The sequence below is a fragment of the Kitasatospora sp. NPDC059747 genome (genome assembly GCF_042732955.1).
In the GTDB taxonomy this organism is placed as follows: Bacteria; Actinomycetota; Actinomycetes; order Streptomycetales; family Streptomycetaceae; genus Kitasatospora.
Window position 1 is genome coordinate 41166 of record NZ_JBHWGV010000031.1, and the last position, 22254, is coordinate 63419.

The following is a 22254-nucleotide window of genomic DNA, read 5'->3' on the forward strand; positions in this document are numbered from 1 at the left end:
TTGAATTGGGGGTGGTGGGGTTTTAACGCCCGGTGGGGAGCGCCGCTGTGGGTGCGGCCCGTACCGTTTCTGGTCCCGCGCCTCTCGCGTTTTGGGCGCACGCCCCCTTACCCCGCACTTGGTCTGGACCACAAGTGACGGAGCGCGTGACGGTCGTCACTTACGTTTTCCCCACAACCGGCGCGGCACGGCCTCGCTCGGAAGCCACTAATTTAATATGTAAAATTGTACAGTTATTCACTGTAAATCCCCCCCGCCCCATGGGCATCAAATCGTTATCCGGAGTTCAACATTCCGACAGATCGGCGACCGGCCCCGGGCATGGCAAAGGGGCTGCTTACCGGACCCGGCGGAGTCCGGTAAGCAGCCCCTTTAAAGAGCCTTCGGCCTATCAGGCCTCGGTGCGCTGGGCGGGAATCCCGGCCAGCAGTGCGCGCACCTCCGCCTCGCGGTAACGGCGGTGACCGCCGAGCGTGCGAATCGACGTCAGCTTGCCCGCCTTGGCCCAGCGGGTGACCGTCTTCGGGTCCACGCGGAACATGGTGGCAACCTCTGCCGGCGTCAGCAGCGGCTCAGCATCAGGGGTACGAGCGGTCATGAGCGGCCTCCTCGGGAGAACCGAACCAGGGCGGTTCTATCCTTCAAATTCTGCACCTTGGCCCGCGATGCCCGAAATGGCATAGACGGGCCGAGTCGGTTATAGGACGAACGGCTTGTCCTGGTGTCTACAACTACACCATCCGTCCAGCCCTATCGACCAAACCGCCAAAATTGACCCCTCACGGGTTCAAGGCCGACGGATGGCGATGGACCACCCCATAACGGACAGTCACACGCCAGTGACATCCGGTTACGAGGGGACCAGACCCTCCGTTTCCCCGCAAAGCGCGCATCGACTCCAGAACCACCCAAAAGTGGGCACGCTCGCGTGGAGTTGGGCTGGTTGTCCCATTTTTGCACATAGGGGTAAGTTCGCGTCAACGGTGAGTAGTGTCACGTTCGACAGGTATTGACCCGAACCGGGACCTTCGTCATGCGGCTCGGGCCGAAGGACCCTTCCAGTCATACACGGGCGCTCGGACGCCAGTTCGCCCGCTAGTTCGCGTACCGCAGCGCCAGGACGCGCCGCCAGCGCACCGTCAGCTCCCCGTACACCCGCAGCGCCTCCGCGTCGTCCCCCGCCCGCAGCGCCCGCAGGCCGTCCTCCAGCTCCCCCGCCGAACGGTCCGCCAACAACCGCTCCGGTCCCAGCAGATGCACCAGCCCCCCGTAGTCCAGCTCCACCAGCGAACGCGGATGGAACTCCTCCAGCCACCGCCCGACCTGCTCGGCCCCCCGCACCAGCTCCCCCTCCGGAACCGCCTCGCGCAACGCCCGGTAGGCCCGGGCCACCCGTCGGCGTGCCTGCGACATCGGCGTCAAGTAGAACAGCGCCGGCGCCCGGTGCCCCGCCCCCTCCCCCTTATCCCCCGCTTCCGCCGGAACGAAGCAGCGGTCCTCCTCCCCGAACGGCAGGAACCACCGCACCGGCACCTCCCACCGGCTGGTGAGGATCCACGGCCGGGCGTCCGGGTGCTCGGCCCGCCAGCGCTCCCGGTCCGCCTCCGCGGCGGCCCGCGCCACCGGCGGCAGCGCGGTGTCCAGCAGCGCCACCGGGGTCCCCGCCCGCAGCTCCTCCAGCGCCTGCCAGCTGCGCAGCCTGGTCGCCCACGGGCAGACGTAGAGGACGCCGTCCACCAGCCGCACGAAGGCCCGCTCGCTCTCCCGCTCGGGCAGTGCCCGGGGCGTGCGCCCGACCAGCCCGGCGAGCGCCTCGCGCTGCTCCGCCAGCACCGCCTCGGCCACCGGCCGGGCGGCCTCCGCGGCGTCCGGACCGTGCTGCGCCGCGTACGCCTGCCAACGCGCCCGCTCGGGCTCCGGATAGGCGGCCAGCGGCTCGTAGACCCGCAGGTGGGCGGCGTACGGCGGCTGTACGGAAGTACGGACGACGGTCACGTCCTGCATGGTCGCACGCGGGGCGCGGCGCCGGGAGGGCGCGCCCCCGAACGGTTCGCGCCCGCACTCCGGGGGCCCTCCCGTCTCACCCCTCGGACAACCGGCACAAGCTCGGACAAGAGGGCCGATCGTCGACGGGCACGCGACTACGCTTCGCCTTAGGCGCCCGCACCACAGCAGCGGGCCTTCGATACTGGAGTCACCACAGTGACCGACGTACAGACATCCGCCACGCACCCCGCACCCGGCGTGCTCAGCAGGATCTTCCGTACCGAGCAGGACGGCGCCCCCGGCGACGGCCACGAGCAGGTCGTCCTCTGCCACGACCGCAGCTCCGGGCTCAAGGCGATCATCGCCATCCACTCCACCGCGCTGGGCCCCGCCCTCGGCGGCACCCGCTTCTTCCCGTACGCCTCCGAGGAGGCGGCCCTGGAGGACGCGCTGAACCTGTCCCGCGGGATGTCCTACAAGAACGCGCTCGCCGGGCTCGACCTCGGCGGCGGCAAGGCCGTCATCATCGGCGACCCGAACAAGGACAAGAACGAGGCGATGCTCCGGGCCTACGGCCGCTTCGTCGAGTCCCTGCGCGGCCGCTACATCACCGCCTGCGACGTGGGCACCTACGTGCAGGACATGGACGTCATCGCCCGCGAGACCGGCTTCGTGACGGGCCGCTCGCCCGAGCACGGCGGCGCCGGCGACTCCTCCATCCTGACCGCCTTCGGCGTCTTCCAGGGCATGCGCGCCAGCGCCCAGGCCCGCTGGGGCCAGCCGACCCTGCGCGGCAAGCGGGTCGGCGTCGCGGGCGTCGGCAAGGTCGGCCACTACCTGGTCGGCCACCTCGTCGCGGACGGCGCCACCGTGGTCGTCACCGACCCGTTCGAGGCCGCGGTCAACCGCGTCCGCGCCGCCCACCCGGAGGTGGAGGTCGTCGCCGACACCACCGCCCTGCTCCAGGCGAAGCTGGACGTCTACGCCCCCTGCGCGCTCGGCGGCGCCCTCACCGACGACGTCGTCGCCGCGCTCGGCGAGTCCGGCACCTCGATCGTCTGCGGCGCGGCCAACAACCAGCTGTCCCACGCGGGCGTCGAGAAGGACCTCGCCGACCGCGGGATCCTCTACGCCCCGGACTACCTGGTGAACTCCGGCGGCGTCATCCAGGTCGCCGACGAGATCGACGGCTTCAACTTCGAGCGGGCCAAGAACAAGGCCACGAAGATCTTCGACACCACCCTGGAGATCTTCACCCGGGCCGCCGCCGACGGCGTCCCGCCGGCGGTCGCCGCCGACCGCCTGGCCGAGAAGCGGATGCGCGAGATCAGCGCGCTGCGCACGGTCCTGCTCCCGGGCGCCCGCCGCGCCTGATCCGGCCCCGTCCGGAGCCGATCCGGTCACTCCGTGCGCGGGGGACGGTCCTCCTCCGTCCCCCGCGCATCACGATGTGGAACCGGATTCTCACTTCTGCGCCCGAACGGGTGATCCGAGGTCCCCCTTGGGGGGATAATCGATCCCGGAACGACGGACCTCAGACACCTCCGGACAGCGCGCAAACCGCCGCAAAACCTCCCTTGACCTGGGAAGACCTGGTCGCGGGTGCGGTCGGTGCGCGCCACGTCACACCGACGACGTACCGTCCAGCGGCGGAAACAGGTACCGTTAATGCTCCAAGGGACGGTCCTCCCCATTCGGGCAGGCCGGTCCTGATCATGAACACGTGTCAGACTCGGGGCCGTGAGCCCCATCGTTGAGGGGGTCGACCCATGGGGCGCGGCCGGGCCAAGGCCAAGCAGACGAAGGTCGCCCGCGAGCTGAAGTACAACAGCGGCGGGTTCGACGCTAACCGTCTGTCCAACGAGCTGGGCGTATCGCCGTCCACCGCTTCGATCGACCCCGAGCCGATCGAGGAGGAAGAGGACGACGACCCGTACGCGGAGTACGCCGCCCGCTACGCCGACCTCGACGACGAGGACGACACCGAGCCGGGCACCGGGCCGTCGCAGGCCTCCCGCCGCTCGTAACCGCCGTACCGCCGGACCGGTCCGGGCGCCCCAGGGCGCCGGGCCGGTCTTCGGCGTTCCCCCTGACGGGCCGTCGGCCGCCGGCGGCCCGGGGACGCGAGAGGGCCCCTCCGGTGCACCGGAGGGGCCCTCTCGTCACATCTGACACACCTGGTGCGCCGGGGGCGCGGTGAGCCTGTCTCAGCCCGCCGTGAAGCCCTCGTAGGCGTTGTAGAGGGCCGCGCCGCCGTCGTGCTCGTCGGTGCGGTCGACGATGTCGCCCAGCAGCCAGGCCTCGACGCCGCGGTCCTCCAGGATCGACAGCACGACGTCCACCGAGTGCGGCGGGACGACCGCGACCATGCCGACGCCCATGTTGAGCGTCTTCTCGATCTCCAGGGTGCTCACCTTGCCGACCTCGGCGACGGTCTGGAAGACCGGCAGCGGGGTCCAGGTGCCGCGGTCCAGGCGGGCGTGCAGGCCGGCCGGGATGACCCGGGCCAGGTTGGCCGCCAGGCCGCCGCCGGTGACGTGCGAGAAGGCGTGGACCTCGGTGGCGCGGGTGAGCGCCAGGCAGTCCAGCGAGTAGATCCGGGTCGGCTCCAGCAGCTCCTCGCCGAGGGTGCGGCCGAACTCCTCGACCTTGCGGTCCAGCTGCCAGCCGGCCTGGTTCAGCAGGACGTGGCGGACCAGCGAGTAGCCGTTGGAGTGCAGGCCGGAGGCGGCCATCGCGATCACCACGTCGCCGGCCCGCACGCGCTCGGCGCCGAGCAGCGCGTCCGCCTCGACGACGCCGGTGCCGGCGCCCGCGACGTCGTACTCGTCCGGGCCGAGCAGGCCCGGGTGCTCGGCGGTCTCGCCGCCCACCAGGGCGCAGCCGGCCAGCGCGCAGCCCTCGGCGATGCCCTTGACGATCGCGGCGACGCGCTCCGGGACGACCTTGCCGACGCAGATGTAGTCGGTCATGAACAGCGGCTCGGCGCCGCACACGACGAGGTCGTCGACGACCATGCCGACGAGGTCGTGGCCGATGGTGTCGTGCTTGTCCATGGCGGCGGCGATGGCCACCTTGGTCCCCACGCCGTCGGTGGCCGAGGCCAGCAGCGGCCGCTCGTAGTTCTTGAAGGCGGACGCGTCGAAGAGGCCGGCGAAGCCGCCGAGACCGCCGACCACCTCGGGGCGGTTGGCCTTCTTCACCCACTGCTTCATGAGCTCGACGGCGCGGTCACCCGCCTCGATGTCGACGCCGGCGGCGGCGTAGGTGGCGCCGTCAGAGGTGTGACGCATGGCGTCTCCGTTGGGGGTGGCGGTGGGCGACGGGTGGGAGGTCACTGCGGTGCGGCCCTCTCGGGTCTGGTGGGGGTGGTTCGGTACGGCGGAAGGGGGTCGGAACGACGGTGGGGCCCCGGCTCGCGGGACCCCACCATGGTTTCGCTACGGGCGGCGCAGCGCGTCGGCCGCGCCCGCTCCGCCGAGCAGGGACTGGACGCCGTCCAGGTCGCTGCCGGTCGGCTTGCCGCGGACGGCGGGCGGCTGCTGGCCGCCCTTGATCTCGGCCTCCAGCAGGAGCTTGCCGAGCAGCGCCGGGTCGGGCAGCTCCATCGGGTACTCGCCGTCGAAGCAGGCCCGGCAGAGCTTGTCCTTGGGCTGCTTGGTGGCCTCGATCATGCCGTCGATCGAGATGTAGGAGAGCGAGTCCGCGCCGAGCGTGCGCCCGATCTCCTCGATGGTCATGCCGTTGGCGATCAGCTCCGCGCGGGTGGCGAAGTCGATGCCGAAGAAGCAGGGCCACTTCACCGGCGGCGAGGAGATCCGGATGTGGACCTCGGCGGCGCCGGCCTCGCGCAGCATCTTCACCAGCGCGCGCTGGGTGTTGCCGCGGACGATCGAGTCGTCCACGACCACCAGGCGCTTGCCCTGGATGACCTCGCGCAGCGGGTTCAGCTTGAGCCGGATGCCGAGCTGGCGGATGGTCTGGCTGGGCTGGATGAAGGTGCGGCCGACGTAGGCGTTCTTCACCAGGCCGGAGCCGTACGGGATGCCGCTGGCCTCGGCGTAGCCGATCGCGGCGGGGGTGCCGGACTCGGGCGTCGCTATCACCAGGTCGGCCTCGACCGGCGCCTCCTTCGCCAGCCGGCGGCCCATCTCCACGCGGGAGAGGTGGACGTTGCGGCCGGCGATGCTGGTGTCCGGGCGGGCCAGGTAGACGTACTCGAACACGCAGCCCTTGGGCTTCGCCTCGGCGAAGCGGGAGCTGCGCATGCCGTTCTCGTCGATGGCGATGAGCTCGCCGGGCTCGACCTCGCGGATGAACGAGGCGCCGCAGATGTCCAGCGCCGCGGTCTCGGAGGCGACCACCCAGCCGCGCTCCAGCCGGCCGAGCACCAGCGGGCGGATGCCCTGCGGGTCGCGGGCGGCGTAGAGGGTGTGCTCGTCCATGAAGACGAGCGAGAACGCGCCCTTGACCTTCGGCAGCACGACCTTGGCCGTCTCCTCGATGGAGAGGTCCGGGTGGCCGGCGAGCAGCGCGGTCACCAGGTCGGTGTCGTTGGTCGCGGCGGTCCGGCCGGAGCGGGAGACGTGCTCCTCGCCCGGCAGTTCGGCGACCATGGCCGCCAGTTCGGCGGTGTTCACCAGGTTTCCGTTGTGCCCGAGGGCCAGCGAACCGTGGACGGTCGCGCGGAAGGTCGGCTGGGCGTTCTCCCAGACCGAGGAACCGGTGGTCGAGTAGCGGGCGTGTCCGACGGCGATATGCCCGTGCAACGACCCCAGGGAGGCCTCGTCGAAGACCTGGGAGACGAGTCCCATGTCCTTGAAGACGAGAATCTGGGAGCCGTTGCTCACTGCGATGCCCGCGGATTCCTGACCGCGGTGCTGCAGGGCGTAAAGGCCGAAGAACGTGAGCTTGGCGACCTCCTCGCCGGGAGCCCAGACACCGAAGACGCCGCAAGCGTCCTGGGGGCCTTTCTCGCCGGGAAGAAGATCGTGGTTGAGTCTTCCGTCACCACGTGGCACGCCTTCGAGTCTAGGGCAGTTGGCACAGGCTTCCGGAACCCGGGATGCCGGGATTGTTGGGCGATCGTTCGGCAACGCGCGTAGACAAAACCCCTTACCGGGTGGGTATTTCGACCCGGGGGAATTCCCGCGGGCCGGGGATGGCCTTGTGGTTCGCGCCTGTTGGGGCATTCCGGGTGCGAAGAGCCGGCCCTCGGGACCGGGGCGAACGTGAGCCTGCTCACCCGGAGTTCACGAAGGCGTCACCGGGCACCCTCACGCCGCCGGCAGCAGCAGGCCCCACGCACCCGGGTGGACCGTCCAGGTGCGGGCGCGGACCGGGCCGACCGGGCGGCCGTCGACCTCGTAGCCGAAGCCGCGGCCGGCCACCGAGACGCTCGCGGCGCGGGCGCGCACCAGGGCGCCGGGCGCGCGGACGACGACCTCCATGACGCCCGAACCGTCCGACGCGCCGAAGGGGAGGGAGACCTGCACCAGCCGGACCGGCCGGTGGACGTCCGCGAGGAGCCGGCCGTCGGCCTCGACCCGGATCCGGGAGCTCTGCTCGGCGGCCTCGACGGTGAGTGCGTTCCCCTGCTCGGCCGCAGCCAGTTTCGCCCATAGCGAACGCCAGCCGCCCGGACGGCCGATCAGCCGCCGGGCTCCCGCACCCGCGATCCGCACCCCGCCCAGCGCGACCCCGCCGCCGTCGTCGACCAGCAGGTCGAGCTTGCGCGGCGTCCCCGACAGCACCGCCCGCGCGGCCGGCACCGGCTCGCCCGGGACCCCGAGCGCGCGGGCCGCCGCCAGTTCCTCCGAGCGGCCGACCGGAACCATGCCCACCGGATCCGTGCCCAGCTCACGGTGCCGGTGCAGGGCCTGGAGCACTCGCTGCAGGGCGAGATCGGAACCGATCACCACCGGTCGCCGCCGACCCCGGTGCGAAAGCACCCGATCGAGTTCGGAAGGGCTCTCCGGGTACGCCACCTTGACGTCCGCACCTCCGCAGAGCACGTCCTTCGCGATCCGCACCGACTCCCCGTCGGTCTGCCGGGCCACCGGGTCGAGGAGCAGCAGGAGCGGCTCGGAGCCGCCGGTTGCAGGCGTGGACAGGGACGACACGACCGGTCCTTCCTCAGGTAATCTCTCGGTGCAAGAGCCCCTTGCGCTACTGCGCCAGGGGCTTCGTCTATCTCGGGGCAGACTGCGGCCTACGCAGGATGCCCCAACCGGAAGGGGTGTACGCCTGTGCCGGCACTCGTGCTCGTTGGCGCTCAGTGGGGGGACGAGGGCAAGGGGAAGGCGACCGACCTCCTCGGCGGCTCCGTCGACTACGTCGTCCGCTACCAGGGCGGCAACAACGCCGGTCACACGGTGGTCATCGGCGACCAGAAGTATGCCCTGCACCTGCTCCCCTCCGGCATCCTCAGCCCGAACGTGACGCCGGTGATCGGCAACGGCGTCGTGATCGACCCGGGCGTGCTGCTCTCCGAGCTGGCCGGCCTCAACGAGCGCGGCATCGACACCTCGAAGCTGCTGATCTCGGGCAACGCCCACCTGATCACGCCGTACCACCGCACCCTGGACAAGGTCACCGAGCGCTTCCTCGGCAAGCGCCGGATCGGCACCACCGGCCGCGGCATCGGCCCGACCTACGCGGACAAGATCAACCGCGTCGGCATCCGGGTCCAGGACCTGTTCGACGAGTCGATCCTGCGCCAGAAGATCGAGGCGGCGCTGCACGACAAGAACCAGATCCTGGTCAAGCTCTACAACCGCCGCGCCGTCCCGGCCGAGCTGGTCGTCGAGGAGTACCTGGGCTACGCGGACAAGATCAAGCCCTTCCTCGCCGACACCACCCTCGTCCTGGACCAGGCCCTCAAGGCGAACAAGGTCGTCCTGCTGGAGGGCGGCCAGGGCACCCTGCTCGACGTCGACCACGGCACGTACCCCTTCGTGACCTCGTCGAACCCGACCTCGGGCGGCGCCTGCACCGGCGCCGGCATCGGCCCCACCAAGATCGACCGGGTCATCGGCATCCTCAAGGCGTACACGACCCGCGTCGGCTCCGGCCCGTTCCCGACCGAGCTGCTCGACGCGGACGGCGAGGCGCTGCGCCGCATCGGCGGCGAGCGCGGCGTGACCACCGGCCGCGACCGCCGCTGCGGCTGGTTCGACGCCGTGATCGCGCGCTACGCGACCCGGGTCAACGGCCTCACCGACTTCTTCCTCACCAAGCTCGACGTCCTGACCGGCTGGGAGCAGATCCCGGTCTGCGTCGCGTACGAGATCGACGGCCGCCGGGTCGAGGAGCTCCCCTACAACCAGTCGGACTTCCACCACGCCAAGCCGATCTACGAGACGCTGCCGGGCTGGACCGAGGACATCAGCAAGGCGAAGACCTTCGCCGAGCTGCCGAAGAACGCGCAGGCCTACGTGAAGGCGCTGGAGGAGATGTCGGGCGCGCCGATCTCCGCCATCGGCGTCGGCCCGGGCCGTGACGAGACGATCCAGATCAACTCGTTCATCTGATCCGGCTCCGGACCGCCGTCCGGACCACCGGCCCGAGGGGCCCTGCGGGAGCGATCCCACAGGGCCCCTTCCGTTTGCCCCGGGCTTTTGCACTAGGACATAATTCCATTGCATCTAGTACAGTTCGGCAGTACGTTCGGGTCATGACCGCGAAGCTGCCCGAGCCCGTCACCCTGACCGGCCGCCACGTCCGCCTGGAGCCCCTCGGGCGCCACCACGTCCCCGAGCTCTGGGCCGCCGTCGGCCCCGACCCGGACGTCTGGCGCTGGATCCCCTTCCTCCCGCCGCAGAGCGAGGAGGAACTGGGCGGGATCATCGAGCACCGGATCGGGGAGGTGGCGGCCGGCGCGGCGGTGAAGTTCGCCGTGATCGACCTGGCGAGCGGCAGGGCCGTCGGCATCACCGGCTTCTACGACTTCAGCGCGACGCACGAGCTCGTCGAGATCGGCGGCACCTGGTACGCCCGCTCGGTGTGGCGCTCGGCCGTGAACTCCGAGTCGAAGCTGCTGCTCCTGCGCTACGCCTTCGGCGAGCTGGGCATGGGCCGGGTCATGTGGAAGACCGACGCGCTCAACGACCGCTCCCGCAACGCGATCCTGCGGCTCGGCGCCCAGTACGAGGGCACCTTCCGCCGCGACCGCCTGCGTGCCGACGGGGTCTGGCGGGACAGCGCCTACTTCTCGATGCTCGCCGACGAGTGGCCCGCCGCCGAGGCCCGGCTGGTCGAACGGCTCGCCCGCGGTGGCAAGCTGGGGCGCAGACCCGAGCCTTCACCGAGGAGCCACCATGAGCGACTGGCAGCGGCCTTCCACCGGCGACCCGTCCGGCGAGTGCCTTGAGGTGCGGTTCGTCGACGGCGTCGTCGAGATCCGCGAGTCGGACGGGAGCGGCGTCGTCGTCCGCACCACTCCGGAGAAGTGGGAGGCCTTCCTCCTCGGCGTCCAGGCCGGGGAGTTCGACCACTTCGTGGCCGACGTCTGACGGTACGACGACGGCCGGTCGGGTGGCCGGCGCCCCGCGGGCGCCGGCCGCTGGTTCTCGTCTAGTTCTCGTCGGCGGAGCGGGAGTGCCGGGCGGCGAACTCCGGCTTCGCCGAACGGGGCTCCCTGGGCTGGACGTTGACCAGCCAGACCAGCCAGCCGACGAACAGCACGGCGAGCAGCAGGAGGGAGAGGCCGGCGACGATCAGAGCGTTCACCGGCTCACCGGGACGCGTCGGGAACGACGGAGGGGCGACGGAAGCGGCATGGGTGTCTCCGGTCGGGGATGGCGAGCCTGCCGGCCGTTCATCTGGTCGGGATTCAGGGCCGCTTGATGGGCCGTGGGCGACAACCGGTCGGCGAGTGACTCGGCTTCGACCCTAGGGTCGAAGTACAAGACTTGCTACCGAGAGAGTGGACGTTCACTCCATCGTGGGGTATCCCCCGTTTCGGTAGCTAGGGTCCGGTTTGCACGGCACACTTCACCGGAAGCATCGACGGACCCCGCGACCCGGAGAAGAGAGTCATGCCACCCCGCTTGTCGCCGACCGTGCGCCAGCAGCGCCTTGGCATCGAGCTGCGCAAGATGCGCGAACGCGTGGGCGTGACGCCCAAGACCCTGGCCGCCGCCCTGGGCACCGACCTGCCCAAGATCTCCCAGATGGAGAACGGGAAGTCCGGCATCAGCGCCGACCGGCTCCGGGCCTGGGCGCGCACCTGCGGCCTCACCGGTGGCCGCTACCTCGACGCACTGCTCACGATGACCCAGGACCGCCGCAAGTACTGGTGGGACGGCTACCGCGGGCGCATCCCGAGCGGGATCATCGACATCGCGGAGATGGAGCACCACGCCGAGTCGCTCACCATCCTGCACACCAGTTTCATCCCCGGGCTCCTGCAGACCTCCGCCTACGCCAACGCCGTGTTCGCGCGCCTGCGCCCGCCGCTGCCCCGGCAGGAGACCGACGTGCGCACCGCGTTCCGGATCCAGCGCCAGCGCGTCCTGGTCGAACGGCCGAAGCCGTACACCGCCTTCGTCCACGAGTCCGCGCTGCGCATGCAGTTCGGCGGCCCGGTCGTGCTGCGCGACCAACTGCTCAGCCTGCTGGAGGACTCCGAGCGCCCCGGCGTGGAGATCCGCGCGATCCCGTTCAGCGTGGACACGTTCCCCGGCTCCGGGGAGAGCATGTACCTCGCCCGCGGGCCCGTTCCGGAGCTCGACACCGTCCAGATCGACCTCTCGCAGGGGCCGAAGTTCGTGCACACCGAGGCCGACCTGCGGGCCTACCGCGAGATCAGGACGGAGACCGACGCGATCGCCCTCGGCGCCGACGACTCACGGGAGTTCATCCGGACCATACTGAAGACAGCGTCCTCATGAACAGCTGGCAGAAGTCCTCGGCGAGCGCCGAGGCCAACGAGTGCGTCGAGATCCGCACCGCCGACGGGCTGGTGGAGATCCGCGAGTCGGAGAGCGCCGAGGTCGTCGTGCGCACCACCCCGCGCAAGTGGGCGGCCTTCGTGCGGGGGGTGAAGGCCGGGGAGTTCGACCGCCACGGCGACTTCGGCGGGTTCCAGGCGCCGGGCGCGCCCTGACCGCCGGGGCGCGCCGTTAATCCACGGTCCGGCCGCACCCGCGACGGTAGGCTTTGGCACCCACAGTGGAACCCTGCGCCTGGCACGGCACCCCGGGCGGGGTGCGCGTGCGGGAGAAATCGGAGCATCCCAGGATGGCTCGGCACCTGATCACCAGCGCCCTTCCGTACATCAACGGGATCAAGCACCTGGGCAACATGGTCGGGTCCATGCTCCCGGCGGACGTCTACTCCCGCTACCTGCGCCAGCGCGGCCACGAGGTGCTGTACATCTGCGCGACGGACGAGCACGGCACGCCCGCCGAACTCGCCGCGCAGGAGGCCGGACTGCCGGTCGCCGAGTTCTGCGCACGGGCGCACGACGCGCAGCGCGCGGTGTACGACGGCTTCGGCCTCTCCTTCGACCACTTCGGCCGCAGCTCCTCGCCGCAGAACCGGGAGATCACCCAGGAGATCGCCCGCGAGCTCCAGCGCAACGGCTTCATCGAGGAGCGCGCGATCCGCCAGGTGTACTCCAACGCCGACGGCCGCTTCCTGCCGGACCGCTACATCGTCGGCACCTGCCCGCACTGCGGCTACGACAAGGCCCGCGGCGACCAGTGCGAGAACTGCACGCGCGTGCTGGACCCGACCGACCTGCTGGAGCCGCGCTCGGCCATCAGCGGCAGCGCCGACCTGGAGGTGCGGGAGACCAGGCACCTGTTCCTGCTCCAGTCGAAGCTGACCGAGGAGGTCGAGGAGTGGATCTCGGCCCACGCCGACGACTGGCCGGTGCTCGCCTCGTCGATCGCCCGCAAGTGGCTCACCGAGGGCCTGCAGGACCGCTCGATCACCCGTGACCTGGAGTGGGGCGTCCCGGTGCCGGCCGACGTGTGGCCGGAGCTGGCCGCCGAGGGCAAGGTGTTCTACGTCTGGTTCGACGCCCCGATCGAGTACATCGGCGCCACCAAGGAGTGGGCGGACGCGGCCCCGGCCGGGCAGCTGCGGGACTGGAAGTCCTGGTGGTACGAGGCCGACGACGCCGTCCGCTACACCGAGTTCATGGCCAAGGACAACGTCCCGTTCCACACCGTGATGTTCCCGGCGACGATCCTCGGCTCGCGCCGCCCGTGGAAGAAGGTCGACCAGGTCAAGGCCTTCAACTGGCTGACGTACTACGGCGGGAAGTTCTCCACCAGCCAGAAGCGCGGCATCTTCACCGACGTCGCCCTGGAGCTGCTGCCGGCCGACTACTGGCGCTACTTCCTGATGGCGCACGCGCCCGAGTCGGACGACTCCAGCTTCACCTGGGACCTCTTCGCCGCCGTCGTCAACAAGGACCTCGCCGACACCCTCGGCAACTTCGTCAACCGGGTGCTGACCTTCAGCCGCAAGCGCTTCGGCGACGACGTCCCCGGCGGGCACGCCGCCGGCGAGGCGGAGGAGCGGCTCGGCGCGCAGATCGCCGGCCTCCTCGCCGAGTACGAGGCGCAGCTCGACGCGCTCAACTTCCGCAAGGCGGCGCAGGCCCTGCGCGCCCTGTGGAGCGCCGGCAACGCGTACCTGGACGAGAAGGCGCCGTGGCTCCAGGTGAAGACCGACCCGGAGGCGGCGGCGCTGACGCTGCGCACGGCGATGAACCTGATCCACCTGTACGCGGTGGTGTCGGAGCCGTTCGTCCCGGCCACCGCGGCGGCGATGCGCGGCGCGTTCGCCGTGGCCGACGACTCCCCGGCGGCGTCCCGGCGCTGGGTCGCCCCGGAGGAGGCGCGGTCGCTCGACCTGGTGCCGGCCGGGACGGGGTTCACCGTGCCGCCGGTGCTGTTCGCCAAGATCACCGACGACGACCTGGCGGCGTGGACGACGCGCTTCGGCGGCGAGTAGGGGCTCGCGGGCGGACTCCCGGGGAGCGCGGGGCGTCAGGGAGCGGCCGTCTCGGCGGTGACCCAGGCGAGGTAGCCGGGGCTGCCCGCGACCACCGGGACGGCGATCACCTCGGGCGTCTCGTACGCGTGGCGCGCGGTGAGGAACGCACTCAGCCGGTCGGCGAGTCCGGCCCTCGTCTTGAGGTCGATCCGCCACTCCTCGGCGTCCTGCACCTCGCCCTCCCACCAGTAGACGGACCGGACCGGGTACACCTGCGCGCACGCGGCCAGCCGCTCGCGGACGGCGGCGGACGCCAGGGCCCGGGCCAGGTCCTCGGTCTCGTGGGTGGTCGTCACGACGACGAAGCCGGGCGCGGTTCCGGGGTCGTCCGCGTGCTCGGTTCCGAGACCGGTTCCGGGCTCGTTCTCGTGCTCGTTCTCGTGCTCGTCGGCGGTCATGGGGCGACGGTACCGGTCCCCGGACGCATTGGTCCCCGGGGCGGCACCGGCGTCCCGGCGCCACCCCCGGGGGGGGGGCTCCGGGGCTACCGGGCCGCGCGGGCGGTGTGGACCGTCATCGCGGACAGGTAGAAGGCGTCCGTCCGGTGCAGGATCCCGGTCGGGGCGTCCTCGTCCAGCAGGGCCGCCAGCGTCGCCGCGTCCTGCGGGTCCAGGTGGTCGGCGAGCTGGTCGTGCAGGCGGGCGAGCTGGGCGCGCAGGTGCTCGCGGGCGGGGGCGGCGAGCGGGGCCGGGTGGTCGATCAGGAAGGTCCGGGTGCCGGTCGGGGTCAGGCCGGCCCGGCCGAGCATGGCCGGCCAGTCCTCGATCTCCTCGGTGGCGCCCGGCAGTTCGGCGCGCATCGTGCTGAAGCCCGCCTCGTGGGCCGCGTCCAGCCGGGCCTGGAAGCCGGCCCTGCCGAGGCCGAAGTCGCGCGGCAGGTAGCGCAGCGGCAGCCCGCGTTCGGCGACGGCCAGCAGCCCGCCGGGGCGCAGCAGCCCGGCCAGGCCGGTGAGCGCGGTCTGCTGGTCGCCGAGGTGGTGGATCGCGTTCGCGGACCAGATCAGGTCGGCCTCGCCGAGCTTGCCGAACTCCTCGGGCAGATCGGCCTGCCGGGTCTTCAGCCGGCCGCCGGAGCGGGTCCGGGCGCGCTCCAGCAGCGCCGCCGACTGGTCGACCGCGACCACCTCGGCGGCCGGGAAGGCCTCGGCGAGCAGCCCGGCGAGCACGCCCGGGCCGCTGCCGACGTCGAGCACCCGGCGGACCTCGCCGCCGGTCAGCCCGCGCAGCCAGTGGGCGGCCGCGGTGACGGCGGGGGCCTTCAGCTCGGCCTCGCGCTCCAGGTGGGCGGCGAGCGCGTCCCAGTCGAAGTCGGCGGCGGGGACGTGGTCGTGGCCGTGCTCGTGGCCCTGGCCCTTAGTGGGCTGGTGATGGTGGTGGCCGGACATCCGGGGTCTCCGATCGTCGGGGTCGTCGGTGCGGTGGTGCGGCGTACGGGAGGGAGCCTCCCCGCTCGGGCCGTCGGCGCGGCGGCGGACGCGCGGTGCGCGGTCACCTCCACCGCCAGGCTGCGGCCGTTCCACCGCCAGGCTGCGGCCGTCGCCGCCGAATCGGCAAGCTTTGTTGCCGTTCCCGCAAATCGGGCCCAGCCGCGGCCCCGCGCTCAGCCGCCCGTGCGCCGCCAGTACGAGCGGACCGCGACCGCCAGCGCCACCCCGTACACGGCGAACGCGCTCATCCCGACCCAGCCCACCATCAGCGCGTCGTCCGGCGTCGGCAGGTCGCCCGTCCGGATCGTCGTCACGCCGACCGTGCACAGCGACAGGTAGCCGACCCCCAGCAGCCCGTACGGCGCCAGCGTGCCGGCCCCGATCAGCGCGGGGGTGAGCGGCAGCCAGCGCGGCACCCGGCGGCCGCTCAGCACCAGGGTCCACCGCGGGAAGACCTGCCCCCACGGCCGGACCAGGCCCCACAGCAGGAACACCCCGAGCGCGGCCATCAGCGCGGTGGCGTCGATCCCCCAGTCCTCCAGGGTGAGCCAGAGCCCGGAGGCTCCGTTGCGCTCGTTGGTCACCCGCATCCGGGCACCGTCGATCCCCGCGAAGCTGCCGCCGAAGGCCCAGTCGAGCTTCATCACGACGTACGGGACGAAGGCCAACGTGCCTGCCCATGCGGCGAGTTGAACGGCCGCCGGGGCCTCCGACGGAGCCGGCGCCGGAGCCCGGTGCCCGGCGGGCGGCCGCACGCGCGTGGCACCCACCAGCAGCACGACGCCGACCGCCGACAGCGCGTGCAGCACCGCCCCCGGGCCGCTGTCCACGGCCTCCCCGGTCAGCAGCATCAGCACGTCCATCAGCAGCCCCCAGGCCGCCACCGCCGCCGGCCCGGCCAGCCCCCACAGCACCGCCCGCAGCCCCGGCCCCGGCCTCCCCCGGGCCGACGCCACCCCGGCCGCCACCCCGGCCGGCACCGCGACCACCCCCGCCCCGGCGACCGCCCAGCCCGGCCAGACGGCCCCGAACAGCTCCGTCCCGCTCAGCGCGCAGCCCGTCCCGAACCCGGCACAGGCGACACCCCAGCCGATCACACCCCACGCGTTCCTCGTCATGCCCCCACGCTCGCCCGCGCGGCCCCGCCCCGGCCTCCTCCGCCCCGACGAACCCGCTCCCCCCGCCGGGGGATCCCGCGCGCCGGGCCGCGGACGGACGCTTGCGTTGGAGTGCACTCCAACTCCTAGCCTCTGACGCAACGAACGGGACACCCAAGACCTTCGGGGGAGAACCACCATGCGCTACCGCGTCCTCGGCGGCACCGGCATCGAAGTCAGCGCCTACTGCCTCGGCACCATGATGTTCGGCGCGATCGGCAACCCCGACCACGACGACTGCGTCCGGATCATCCACACCGCGCTCGACCGCGGCATCAACTTCGTCGACACCGCCGACATGTACTCGGCGGGCGAGTCCGAGGAGATCGTCGGCAAGGCGCTGGCCGCCCGCGGCGACCGGGACGACATCGTGCTCGCCACCAAGGTGCACTTCCCGATGGGCGAGGGCCGCAACCGGGGCGGCAACTCCCGGCGCTGGATCGTCCGGGAGGTCGAGGAGAGCCTGCGGCGGCTGCGCACCGACCGGATCGACCTCTACCAGGTGCACCGGCCGGACCACACCACCGACGTGGAGGAGACCCTCTCCGCGCTCGGCGACCTCGTCCGGGCCGGCAAGATCCGCGCCTTCGGCTGCTCGACCTTCCCCGCCGAGCAGATCGTCGACGCCCACCACGTCGCCGAGCGCCGCGGCCTGCCGCGCTTCCGCACCGAGCAGCCGCCGTACTCGCTGCTCGCCCGCGGCATCGAGGCGAACGTGCTGCCCACCGTCCAGCAGCTCGGCATGGGCGCGCTGACCTGGGGACCGCTGGCCGGCGGCTTCCTCACCGGGCGCTACCGCAAGGGCCGGGCGATCGACCTCACGCAGGGCCGCGCCGCCCTCCACCCGGGCCGCTTCGACCCGGAACTGCCGCTCACCCAGGCCAAGCTGGACGCCGTCGAGGCCTTCACCGCCCTCGCCGAGGACCTCGGCCGCACGCTCCCCGAGCTGGCCGTCGCCTTCCCGCTCGCGCACCCGGCCGTCACCTCGGTGATCCTCGGCCCGCGCACGATGGAGCAGCTCGAATCCGCGCTCAAGGGCGCCGACCTCGTCCTCGACGACGCCACCCTCGACCGCATCGACGCGATCGTCCCGCCCGGCACCGACCTCTACCGGGCGGACGGCGTCTGGCAGCCGCCCGCACTCACCACCCCCGCGCTGCGCCGCCGCCCCGCCGCGGACCGCTCCGCGGACTGACGGGCCCCCGCGGGGGAGCCGGTGACGCCGGCTCCCCCGCCGCCCTCACGGCTCCCGGGGCGCCGCGAAACAGTGCACGACGACGGTCCGTCCGCCGCCCCACTGCTGGTCGGCGCTGCCCAGCCAGGTCCAGCCGAGACGCCGGTAGCAGGCCACCGCCGCCGCGTCGGTGGCGAGGACGTCGAGGACCGGGTGCAGTCCGAGCGCCCGCGCGTGGGTCAGCGCGTTCGCCAGCAGGCGCGCCCCGACGCCCCGCCCGCGCGCGGCGGGGGCGACGTACAGCCGGTTCACCACGGCGGTGAGCTCGGGCCGGGCGCCGGTGCGGCGGCTCCAGAGCACCGGGGCGGCGTCCCCCGGGGCGCTGCGGGAGAGGGCGACGTGCCCGAGGATGCGGCCGTCCGCCTCGGCCACCCAGGCGGCGAGGAGCCCCTCGGGGGTGAGCCAGGCGGCGGGGCGGTCGGGCCAGTCGGACGGGTAGCCGTCGGTGGCGTGGACGTCGCCCAGCAGCCGGACGCATTCGGCGAGGTCCGGGACGCGGCGCCGGCGGACCGGCACCCCCGCCCCGGTCTGCCGGGCACCGGACGCGACGACGTTGGCGCGTTCTTCAAGGTCAGCCATGCCGGTACGTTACCGGCCGGGCCTCAGCCCCGCAGCAGGTCGACCACCCCCGCCAGGTCCTCCTCACCGCCGCCGAGCGCGAGCCTGCGCTCCATCAACCGGAAGTACGGCGCCAGGAGTTCGTCGCTCACGCCCTGCTCCTCGGCCGTGCCCAGCAGCGTCCGGCGCCCGGCCACCTGCATCGCCAGGTTCGAGACCACGTCCTTGGCGTAGTCGCCGCTCTCCAGCTGGTCCGCCGTCCTGGCGATCGACCCGGTCATCGCCGTCAGCCACCCGGCCAGCAGCGGCGCGAGGTCGCCGGGCGTGACCGCGCCCTCCGCCCTGACCAGCGCGAACGCGTGCGCGACCCCGGCGAACATCCCGTACATCGCGCTGAGCAGCGCCACGTCGTGCAGCGCCGCGTGCCCCGGGTCCGCCCCGACGTACCGCGGGCCGGCCGGCACGGCGAGCACCTCCGCGTGCTCCTCGAACAGCGCGGACGAACCGCTGTAGAACACGTACGGCCCGGCCGCCGGGACGCCGATCATCGGCGGGACGGCCATGATCCCGCCGTCCAGGTAGCGCGCGCCGCGCCCGGCGGCCCACCCGGCGCGGGCCCGGGCCTGGGCGGGGGTGCCGGTGACCAGGTTGACCACGTCCTTCCCGGCGAGGTCCGCGTCGTCCAGCGCCTCCGCCACGGAGGCGTCGTCGAGCAGGCACACGACCACCAGCCGGTTGGCCGCGACGGCCTCCGCGGCACTCGCGGCGACGACCGCGCCCTCGGCGGCGAGCACCCCGGCCCTGGCCGGGCCGCGGTTCCAGACGGTCAGCGGGTGCCCGGCGGCGAGCCAGGCATGGGCCAGGGCGGTGCCCATGGCGCCGAGCCCGAGCAGGGTGACGGGGGTCTTCTCAACTTCGGTGCTTCCCATGGGAATCAGCCTCTTCGCGGCACCGTTGACGATCAAGTACGCACGTGGAAGTGGGTGGTTACCCTGGGGTGAGCGACGAGGTCGGAAGGGGTGGGGGCATGGCGACCGTGCCGAGGCCGGGGGCGTACGTCTGCGGGATCGACGCCGCGATGGACGTGATCGGCGGCAAGTGGAAGGTGCTGATCCTCTGGGCGCTGGACGCCCGCCCCGGCTGCCGCTTCGGCGAGCTGCGCCGCCTGGTGCCGGGCATCACCGAGAAGGTGCTCGCCGCCCACCTGCGCGAACTGGAGGCGGACGGCATCGTGCACCGCGAGGCGCACGACGAGGTCCCGCCCCGGGTCGAGTACACGCTGACCGACGCCGGCACGCGCCTCAACGCGGCACTGGCGCCACTCGGCGCGTGGGGACGGGACCACGTCCTCGGCACGAGCCCGCACCCGCACTGAAAGGCCCCGGACGGACCCATGCACCCCGACACCACCGCCACCCTGCACGGCGAACGCCTCGACCTCGTCCCGCTGCGGCCCGAACACGCCGAGGAGATGGCCGCCGCCCTCGCCGACCCGGCCCTGCACGCCTTCACCGGCGGCGCCCCGGACGGCGCCGACGCCCTGCGCACCCGCTACGCCCGGCTCGCCGCCGGCTCCCCCGACCCCGCCGAGACCTGGGGCAACTGGGCGCTGCGCCTGCGCGCCGACGGCCGCCTCGCGGGCTACGTCCAGGCCACGGTCCGCGGGGACGGCGCCGAGCTCGCCTGGGTGGTCGGCACGCCCTGGCAGGGCCGCGGCCTCGCCGCCGAGGCCGCCCGCACCCTGCTCGCCCATCTGACCGCCGCCGGCATCACCACCGTGACGGCCCACATTCACCCCGACCACCACGCCTCCGCCGCCGTGGCCCGCGCCCTCGGCCTCACCCCGACCGCCGAACAGCAGGACGGCGAGACCCGCTGGCAGGCGCGCGTCGGCCCGGCCGCCTGACCCCACCGCCACCCCCTGCCCCACCCTCCCCGGAATGCCACCCCCACCCGATGGGGTTGGATACAGCCATGGCATCACGTGCACGAGTACGCGCCCCCGAGCTGGTCGGCGCAGGCGGTTGGCTGAACACCGGCGGCAAGGAGCTCACCCTCGCCGACTTCCGGGGCAAGATCACCGTCCTGGACTTCTGGACCTTCTGCTGCATCAACTGCCTCCACGTCCTCGACGAACTGCGCGAGCTGGAGGAGAAGCACCGCGACACCGTCGTGATCGTCGGCGTGCACTCGCCCAAGTTCGTGCACGAGGCCGACCACCAGGCCGTCGTCGACGCCGTCGCCCGGTACGAGGTGCACCACCCGGTCCTGGACGACCCGGCGCTCGTCACCTGGAAGCAGTACGCGGTGCGCGCCTGGCCGACGCTCGTGGTGATCGACCCCGAGGGGTACGTCGTCGCCCAGCACGCCGGCGAGGGCCACGCGCACGCGATCGCCCGGCTGGTGGAGGAGCTGGAGGAGGAGCACGCCGCCAAGGGCACGCTCCGCCGCGGCGACGGCCCGTACGTGGCGCCGGAGCCGACCGCCGGGGACCTCAAGTTCCCGGGCAAGGCGGTGCGCCTGGGCGACGGCCACTTCCTGGTAGCCGACTCCGGCCACCACTCGCTGGTCGAGCTGGCCGAGGACGGCGAGACGGTGGTGCGCCGGATCGGCGACGGGCAGCGCGGCCTGGTGGACGGCACCGACCCGCGGTTCAGCGAGCCGCAGGGCCTCGTGCTGCTGCCCGAGGGCCACCCGTACGACTACGACGTGATCGTCGCCGACACCGTCAACCACGCCCTGCGCGGCGTCCGGCTGGCCGACGGCCACGTCACCACGCTGGCCGGCACCGGCCGCCAGTGGTGGCAGGGCTCGGCCACCGAGGGCCCGGCCCGCGAGGTGGACCTCTCCTCGCCGTGGGACGTCGCCTGGTTCGACGGCCGGGTGTGGATCGCCATGGCCGGCGTGCACCAGCTGTGGGCCTACGACCCGGCGGCCGGGACGGTCGCCGTCGCGGCCGGCACGACCAACGAGGGCCTGGTGGACGGGCCCGCCGACGAGGCCTGGTTCGCCCAGCCGTCCGGCCTCGCGGTCTCCGCGGACGGCGAGAAGCTCTGGGTCGCCGACTCCGAGACCTCGGCGCTCCGCTGGGTTTCACGTGAAACCAAGACGGTCGAGACGGCCGTCGGCACCGGCCTGTTCGACTTCGGCCACCGCGACGGCGCCGCCGACCAGGCCCTGTTCCAGCACCCGCTGGGCGTCACCGTCCTGCCGGACGGCTCGGTGGCCGTCGCCGACACCTACAACCACGCGCTGCGCCGCTTCGACCCGGCGACCGGCGAGGTGAGCACGCTGGCCACCGACCTGCGCGAGCCGTCCGGGGCCGTCCTGGTGGACGAGGACATCGTCGTGGTCGAGTCGGCCCGGCACCGGCTGACCAGGCTGCGGCTGCCCGAGGAGGCGGTGCGGGTCGAGTCGGTCGCGCACCGCACCCAGCGCGCGGCCACCGAGGTCGCCCCGGGCCCGTTCCGGCTGGACGTGGTCTTCTCCGCGCCGAGCGGCCAGAAGCTGGACGAGCGCTACGGTCCGTCCACCCGGCTGCTGGTCAGCTCCACGCCGCCGGAGCTGCTGGTCTCGGGCGCGGGCGCGGACTCCGACCTCTCGCGCGAGCTGGTCCTGTCCGGCGAGGTCGCCGAGGGCGTGCTGCACGTGTCGGCGATGGCCGCCTCCTGCGACGACGACCCGGAGATCGAGTACCCGGCCTGCCACGTGCACCAGCAGGACTGGGGCGTGCCGGTGAAGCTGGTCGCCGACGGCGCCCGCCGCCTGCCGCTGGTGCTCGCGGGCATGGAGTAGCCCGCAGGACTTGCGGAAGGGGCCCCCGCGCTGGGCCCACGGGCGCCCCCGCCCCCCCCGGCGGGCGACGCCCCCCCCCGCCGCGG

Annotated in this window: 23 protein-coding genes; 12 read left to right on the forward strand and 11 right to left on the reverse strand. The window is 72.7% G+C overall.

Annotated elements, in window-relative coordinates; genetic code table 11:
• Window positions 1–391: 391 nt before the first annotated feature.
• Both bldC and ACFV4G_RS16260 read right to left on the reverse strand, forming a co-directional pair.
• Window positions 392–598: a developmental transcriptional regulator BldC gene (bldC, locus tag ACFV4G_RS16255; protein ID WP_014137253.1), complete on the reverse strand. Its 207-nt coding sequence runs from the start codon at window positions 596–598 to the stop codon at window positions 392–394.
• A 497-nt stretch (window positions 599–1095) separates the two neighbouring features.
• Complete coding sequence (locus ACFV4G_RS16260; protein WP_380440677.1) at window positions 1096–2004, reverse strand: hypothetical protein; 909 nt, start codon at window positions 2002–2004, stop codon at window positions 1096–1098.
• A 198-nt stretch (window positions 2005–2202) separates the two neighbouring features.
• Between ACFV4G_RS16260 and ACFV4G_RS16265 the strand changes: the two genes are divergently transcribed.
• Both ACFV4G_RS16265 and ACFV4G_RS16270 read left to right on the forward strand, forming a co-directional pair.
• On the forward strand, window positions 2203–3360 hold the full coding sequence (locus ACFV4G_RS16265) for a Glu/Leu/Phe/Val dehydrogenase dimerization domain-containing protein (RefSeq protein ID WP_380440679.1): 1158 nt from the start codon (window positions 2203–2205) through the stop codon (window positions 3358–3360).
• 395 nt (window positions 3361–3755) lie between these two features.
• Entirely contained in the window at window positions 3756–4013 is a 258-nt protein-coding gene (locus ACFV4G_RS16270; RefSeq protein ID WP_280674041.1) for a DUF3073 domain-containing protein, read from the forward strand.
• Window positions 4014–4193: 180 nt separating this feature from the next.
• Here the strand turns inward: ACFV4G_RS16270 and purM are convergent, their stop codons facing one another.
• From purM to ACFV4G_RS16285, 3 genes are all read right to left on the reverse strand, one after another.
• Complete coding sequence (gene purM / locus ACFV4G_RS16275; RefSeq protein WP_380440681.1) at window positions 4194–5279, reverse strand: phosphoribosylformylglycinamidine cyclo-ligase; 1086 nt, start codon at window positions 5277–5279, stop codon at window positions 4194–4196.
• A gap of 147 nt (window positions 5280–5426) precedes the next feature.
• Window positions 5427–7007 carry an amidophosphoribosyltransferase gene (gene purF, locus ACFV4G_RS16280; protein ID WP_380440683.1) on the reverse strand — a complete coding sequence of 527 codons (1581 nt, stop codon included), beginning with the start codon at window positions 7005–7007 and terminating at the stop codon, window positions 5427–5429.
• A gap of 255 nt (window positions 7008–7262) precedes the next feature.
• Entirely contained in the window at window positions 7263–8108 is an 846-nt protein-coding gene (locus ACFV4G_RS16285) for a diacylglycerol kinase (protein ID WP_380440685.1), read from the reverse strand.
• A 126-nt stretch (window positions 8109–8234) separates the two neighbouring features.
• Here ACFV4G_RS16285 and ACFV4G_RS16290 point away from each other — a divergent pair, with 126 nt between their 5' ends.
• The 3 genes from ACFV4G_RS16290 to ACFV4G_RS16300 all read left to right on the forward strand — a co-directional run bounded on the left by ACFV4G_RS16290 (window position 8235) and on the right by ACFV4G_RS16300 (window position 10499).
• Window positions 8235–9518 carry an adenylosuccinate synthase gene (locus tag ACFV4G_RS16290; RefSeq protein WP_380440687.1) on the forward strand — a complete coding sequence of 428 codons (1284 nt, stop codon included), beginning with the start codon at window positions 8235–8237 and terminating at the stop codon, window positions 9516–9518.
• 143 nt (window positions 9519–9661) lie between these two features.
• Window positions 9662–10357: a GNAT family N-acetyltransferase gene (locus ACFV4G_RS16295; protein ID WP_380440689.1), complete on the forward strand. Its 696-nt coding sequence runs from the start codon at window positions 9662–9664 to the stop codon at window positions 10355–10357.
• Window positions 10305–10499 carry a DUF397 domain-containing protein gene (locus tag ACFV4G_RS16300; RefSeq protein ID WP_380440691.1) on the forward strand — a complete coding sequence of 65 codons (195 nt, stop codon included), beginning with the start codon at window positions 10305–10307 and terminating at the stop codon, window positions 10497–10499. Before ACFV4G_RS16295 ends, ACFV4G_RS16300 begins: the two co-directional genes overlap by 53 nt.
• 61 nt (window positions 10500–10560) lie before the next feature.
• Here ACFV4G_RS16300 and ACFV4G_RS16305 read toward each other — a convergent pair whose 3' ends face one another.
• Window positions 10561–10716 carry a hypothetical protein gene (locus ACFV4G_RS16305; RefSeq protein WP_380440693.1) on the reverse strand — a complete coding sequence of 52 codons (156 nt, stop codon included), beginning with the start codon at window positions 10714–10716 and terminating at the stop codon, window positions 10561–10563.
• A 308-nt stretch (window positions 10717–11024) separates the two neighbouring features.
• On the opposite strand from ACFV4G_RS16305, the gene ACFV4G_RS16310 reads away from it, so the two are divergent.
• The 3 genes from ACFV4G_RS16310 to metG all read left to right on the forward strand — a co-directional run bounded on the left by ACFV4G_RS16310 (window position 11025) and on the right by metG (window position 13956).
• Window positions 11025–11879, forward strand: a complete 855-nt coding sequence (locus tag ACFV4G_RS16310; RefSeq protein WP_380440694.1) for a helix-turn-helix domain-containing protein — start codon at window positions 11025–11027, stop codon at window positions 11877–11879.
• Entirely contained in the window at window positions 11876–12094 is a 219-nt protein-coding gene (locus tag ACFV4G_RS16315; RefSeq protein WP_380440696.1) for a DUF397 domain-containing protein, read from the forward strand. The genes ACFV4G_RS16310 and ACFV4G_RS16315 overlap by 4 nt, the downstream gene beginning before the upstream one ends.
• 134 nt (window positions 12095–12228) lie before the next feature.
• On the forward strand, window positions 12229–13956 hold the full coding sequence (metG, locus tag ACFV4G_RS16320) for a methionine--tRNA ligase (protein ID WP_380440698.1): 1728 nt from the start codon (window positions 12229–12231) through the stop codon (window positions 13954–13956).
• 35 nt (window positions 13957–13991) lie between these two features.
• On the opposite strand, the gene cutA is transcribed toward metG, so the two are convergent.
• The 3 genes from cutA to ACFV4G_RS16335 form a co-directional block, all read right to left on the reverse strand.
• On the reverse strand, window positions 13992–14396 hold the full coding sequence (gene cutA, locus ACFV4G_RS16325) for a divalent-cation tolerance protein CutA (protein WP_380440700.1): 405 nt from the start codon (window positions 14394–14396) through the stop codon (window positions 13992–13994).
• Window positions 14397–14482: 86 nt separating this feature from the next.
• Window positions 14483–15382, reverse strand: a complete 900-nt coding sequence (locus tag ACFV4G_RS16330) for a class I SAM-dependent methyltransferase (RefSeq protein WP_380440702.1) — start codon at window positions 15380–15382, stop codon at window positions 14483–14485.
• A gap of 215 nt (window positions 15383–15597) precedes the next feature.
• Entirely contained in the window at window positions 15598–16542 is a 945-nt protein-coding gene (locus ACFV4G_RS16335) for a hypothetical protein (RefSeq protein ID WP_380440704.1), read from the reverse strand.
• Between the two features lie 178 nt (window positions 16543–16720).
• Between ACFV4G_RS16335 and ACFV4G_RS16340 the strand changes: the two genes are divergently transcribed.
• Window positions 16721–17776 carry an aldo/keto reductase gene (locus tag ACFV4G_RS16340; protein WP_380440706.1) on the forward strand — a complete coding sequence of 352 codons (1056 nt, stop codon included), beginning with the start codon at window positions 16721–16723 and terminating at the stop codon, window positions 17774–17776.
• Window positions 17777–17821: 45 nt separating this feature from the next.
• Here the strand turns inward: ACFV4G_RS16340 and ACFV4G_RS16345 are convergent, their stop codons facing one another.
• Both ACFV4G_RS16345 and ACFV4G_RS16350 read right to left on the reverse strand, forming a co-directional pair.
• Window positions 17822–18394: a GNAT family N-acetyltransferase gene (locus ACFV4G_RS16345; RefSeq protein ID WP_380440708.1), complete on the reverse strand. Its 573-nt coding sequence runs from the start codon at window positions 18392–18394 to the stop codon at window positions 17822–17824.
• Between the two features lie 23 nt (window positions 18395–18417).
• The gene (locus tag ACFV4G_RS16350; RefSeq protein WP_380440710.1) at window positions 18418–19302 is read right to left on the reverse strand and encodes an NAD(P)-dependent oxidoreductase; all 885 of its coding nucleotides are present in this window, start codon (window positions 19300–19302) and stop codon (window positions 18418–18420) included.
• 98 nt (window positions 19303–19400) lie between these two features.
• On the opposite strand from ACFV4G_RS16350, the gene ACFV4G_RS16355 reads away from it, so the two are divergent.
• The 3 genes from ACFV4G_RS16355 (at window position 19401) to ACFV4G_RS16365 (ending at window position 22168) form a co-directional block, all read left to right on the forward strand.
• Entirely contained in the window at window positions 19401–19748 is a 348-nt protein-coding gene (locus ACFV4G_RS16355; RefSeq protein ID WP_359968625.1) for a helix-turn-helix domain-containing protein, read from the forward strand.
• A gap of 18 nt (window positions 19749–19766) precedes the next feature.
• Window positions 19767–20279: a GNAT family N-acetyltransferase gene (locus tag ACFV4G_RS16360; protein ID WP_380440713.1), complete on the forward strand. Its 513-nt coding sequence runs from the start codon at window positions 19767–19769 to the stop codon at window positions 20277–20279.
• A 68-nt stretch (window positions 20280–20347) separates the two neighbouring features.
• On the forward strand, window positions 20348–22168 hold the full coding sequence (locus ACFV4G_RS16365) for an NHL domain-containing thioredoxin family protein (protein WP_380440715.1): 1821 nt from the start codon (window positions 20348–20350) through the stop codon (window positions 22166–22168).
• Window positions 22169–22254: the final 86 nt, after the last annotated feature.

Coding starts and splice junctions, on each gene's coding strand:
- ACFV4G_RS16365 (WP_380440715.1), top strand. CDS start 20,348: ATGGCATCACGTGCACGAGTACGCGCCCCCGAGCTGGTCGGCGCAGGC.
- ACFV4G_RS16330 (WP_380440702.1), bottom strand. CDS start 15,382: ATGTCCGGCCACCACCATCACCAGCCCACTAAGGGCCAGGGCCACGAG.
- ACFV4G_RS16335 (WP_380440704.1), bottom strand. CDS start 16,542: ATGACGAGGAACGCGTGGGGTGTGATCGGCTGGGGTGTCGCCTGTGCC.
- purM (WP_380440681.1), bottom strand. CDS start 5,279: ATGCGTCACACCTCTGACGGCGCCACCTACGCCGCCGCCGGCGTCGAC.
- ACFV4G_RS16360 (WP_380440713.1), top strand. CDS start 19,767: ATGCACCCCGACACCACCGCCACCCTGCACGGCGAACGCCTCGACCTC.
- bldC (WP_014137253.1), bottom strand. CDS start 598: ATGACCGCTCGTACCCCTGATGCTGAGCCGCTGCTGACGCCGGCAGAG.
- ACFV4G_RS16350 (WP_380440710.1), bottom strand. CDS start 19,302: ATGGGAAGCACCGAAGTTGAGAAGACCCCCGTCACCCTGCTCGGGCTC.
- ACFV4G_RS16270 (WP_280674041.1), top strand. CDS start 3,756: ATGGGGCGCGGCCGGGCCAAGGCCAAGCAGACGAAGGTCGCCCGCGAG.
- cutA (WP_380440700.1), bottom strand. CDS start 14,396: ATGACCGCCGACGAGCACGAGAACGAGCACGAGAACGAGCCCGGAACC.
- ACFV4G_RS16300 (WP_380440691.1), top strand. CDS start 10,305: ATGAGCGACTGGCAGCGGCCTTCCACCGGCGACCCGTCCGGCGAGTGC.
- ACFV4G_RS16340 (WP_380440706.1), top strand. CDS start 16,721: ATGCGCTACCGCGTCCTCGGCGGCACCGGCATCGAAGTCAGCGCCTAC.
- metG (WP_380440698.1), top strand. CDS start 12,229: ATGGCTCGGCACCTGATCACCAGCGCCCTTCCGTACATCAACGGGATC.
- ACFV4G_RS16260 (WP_380440677.1), bottom strand. CDS start 2,004: ATGCAGGACGTGACCGTCGTCCGTACTTCCGTACAGCCGCCGTACGCC.
- ACFV4G_RS16315 (WP_380440696.1), top strand. CDS start 11,876: ATGAACAGCTGGCAGAAGTCCTCGGCGAGCGCCGAGGCCAACGAGTGC.
- ACFV4G_RS16295 (WP_380440689.1), top strand. CDS start 9,662: ATGACCGCGAAGCTGCCCGAGCCCGTCACCCTGACCGGCCGCCACGTC.
- ACFV4G_RS16345 (WP_380440708.1), bottom strand. CDS start 18,394: ATGGCTGACCTTGAAGAACGCGCCAACGTCGTCGCGTCCGGTGCCCGG.
- ACFV4G_RS16310 (WP_380440694.1), top strand. CDS start 11,025: ATGCCACCCCGCTTGTCGCCGACCGTGCGCCAGCAGCGCCTTGGCATC.
- ACFV4G_RS16355 (WP_359968625.1), top strand. CDS start 19,401: ATGGCGACCGTGCCGAGGCCGGGGGCGTACGTCTGCGGGATCGACGCC.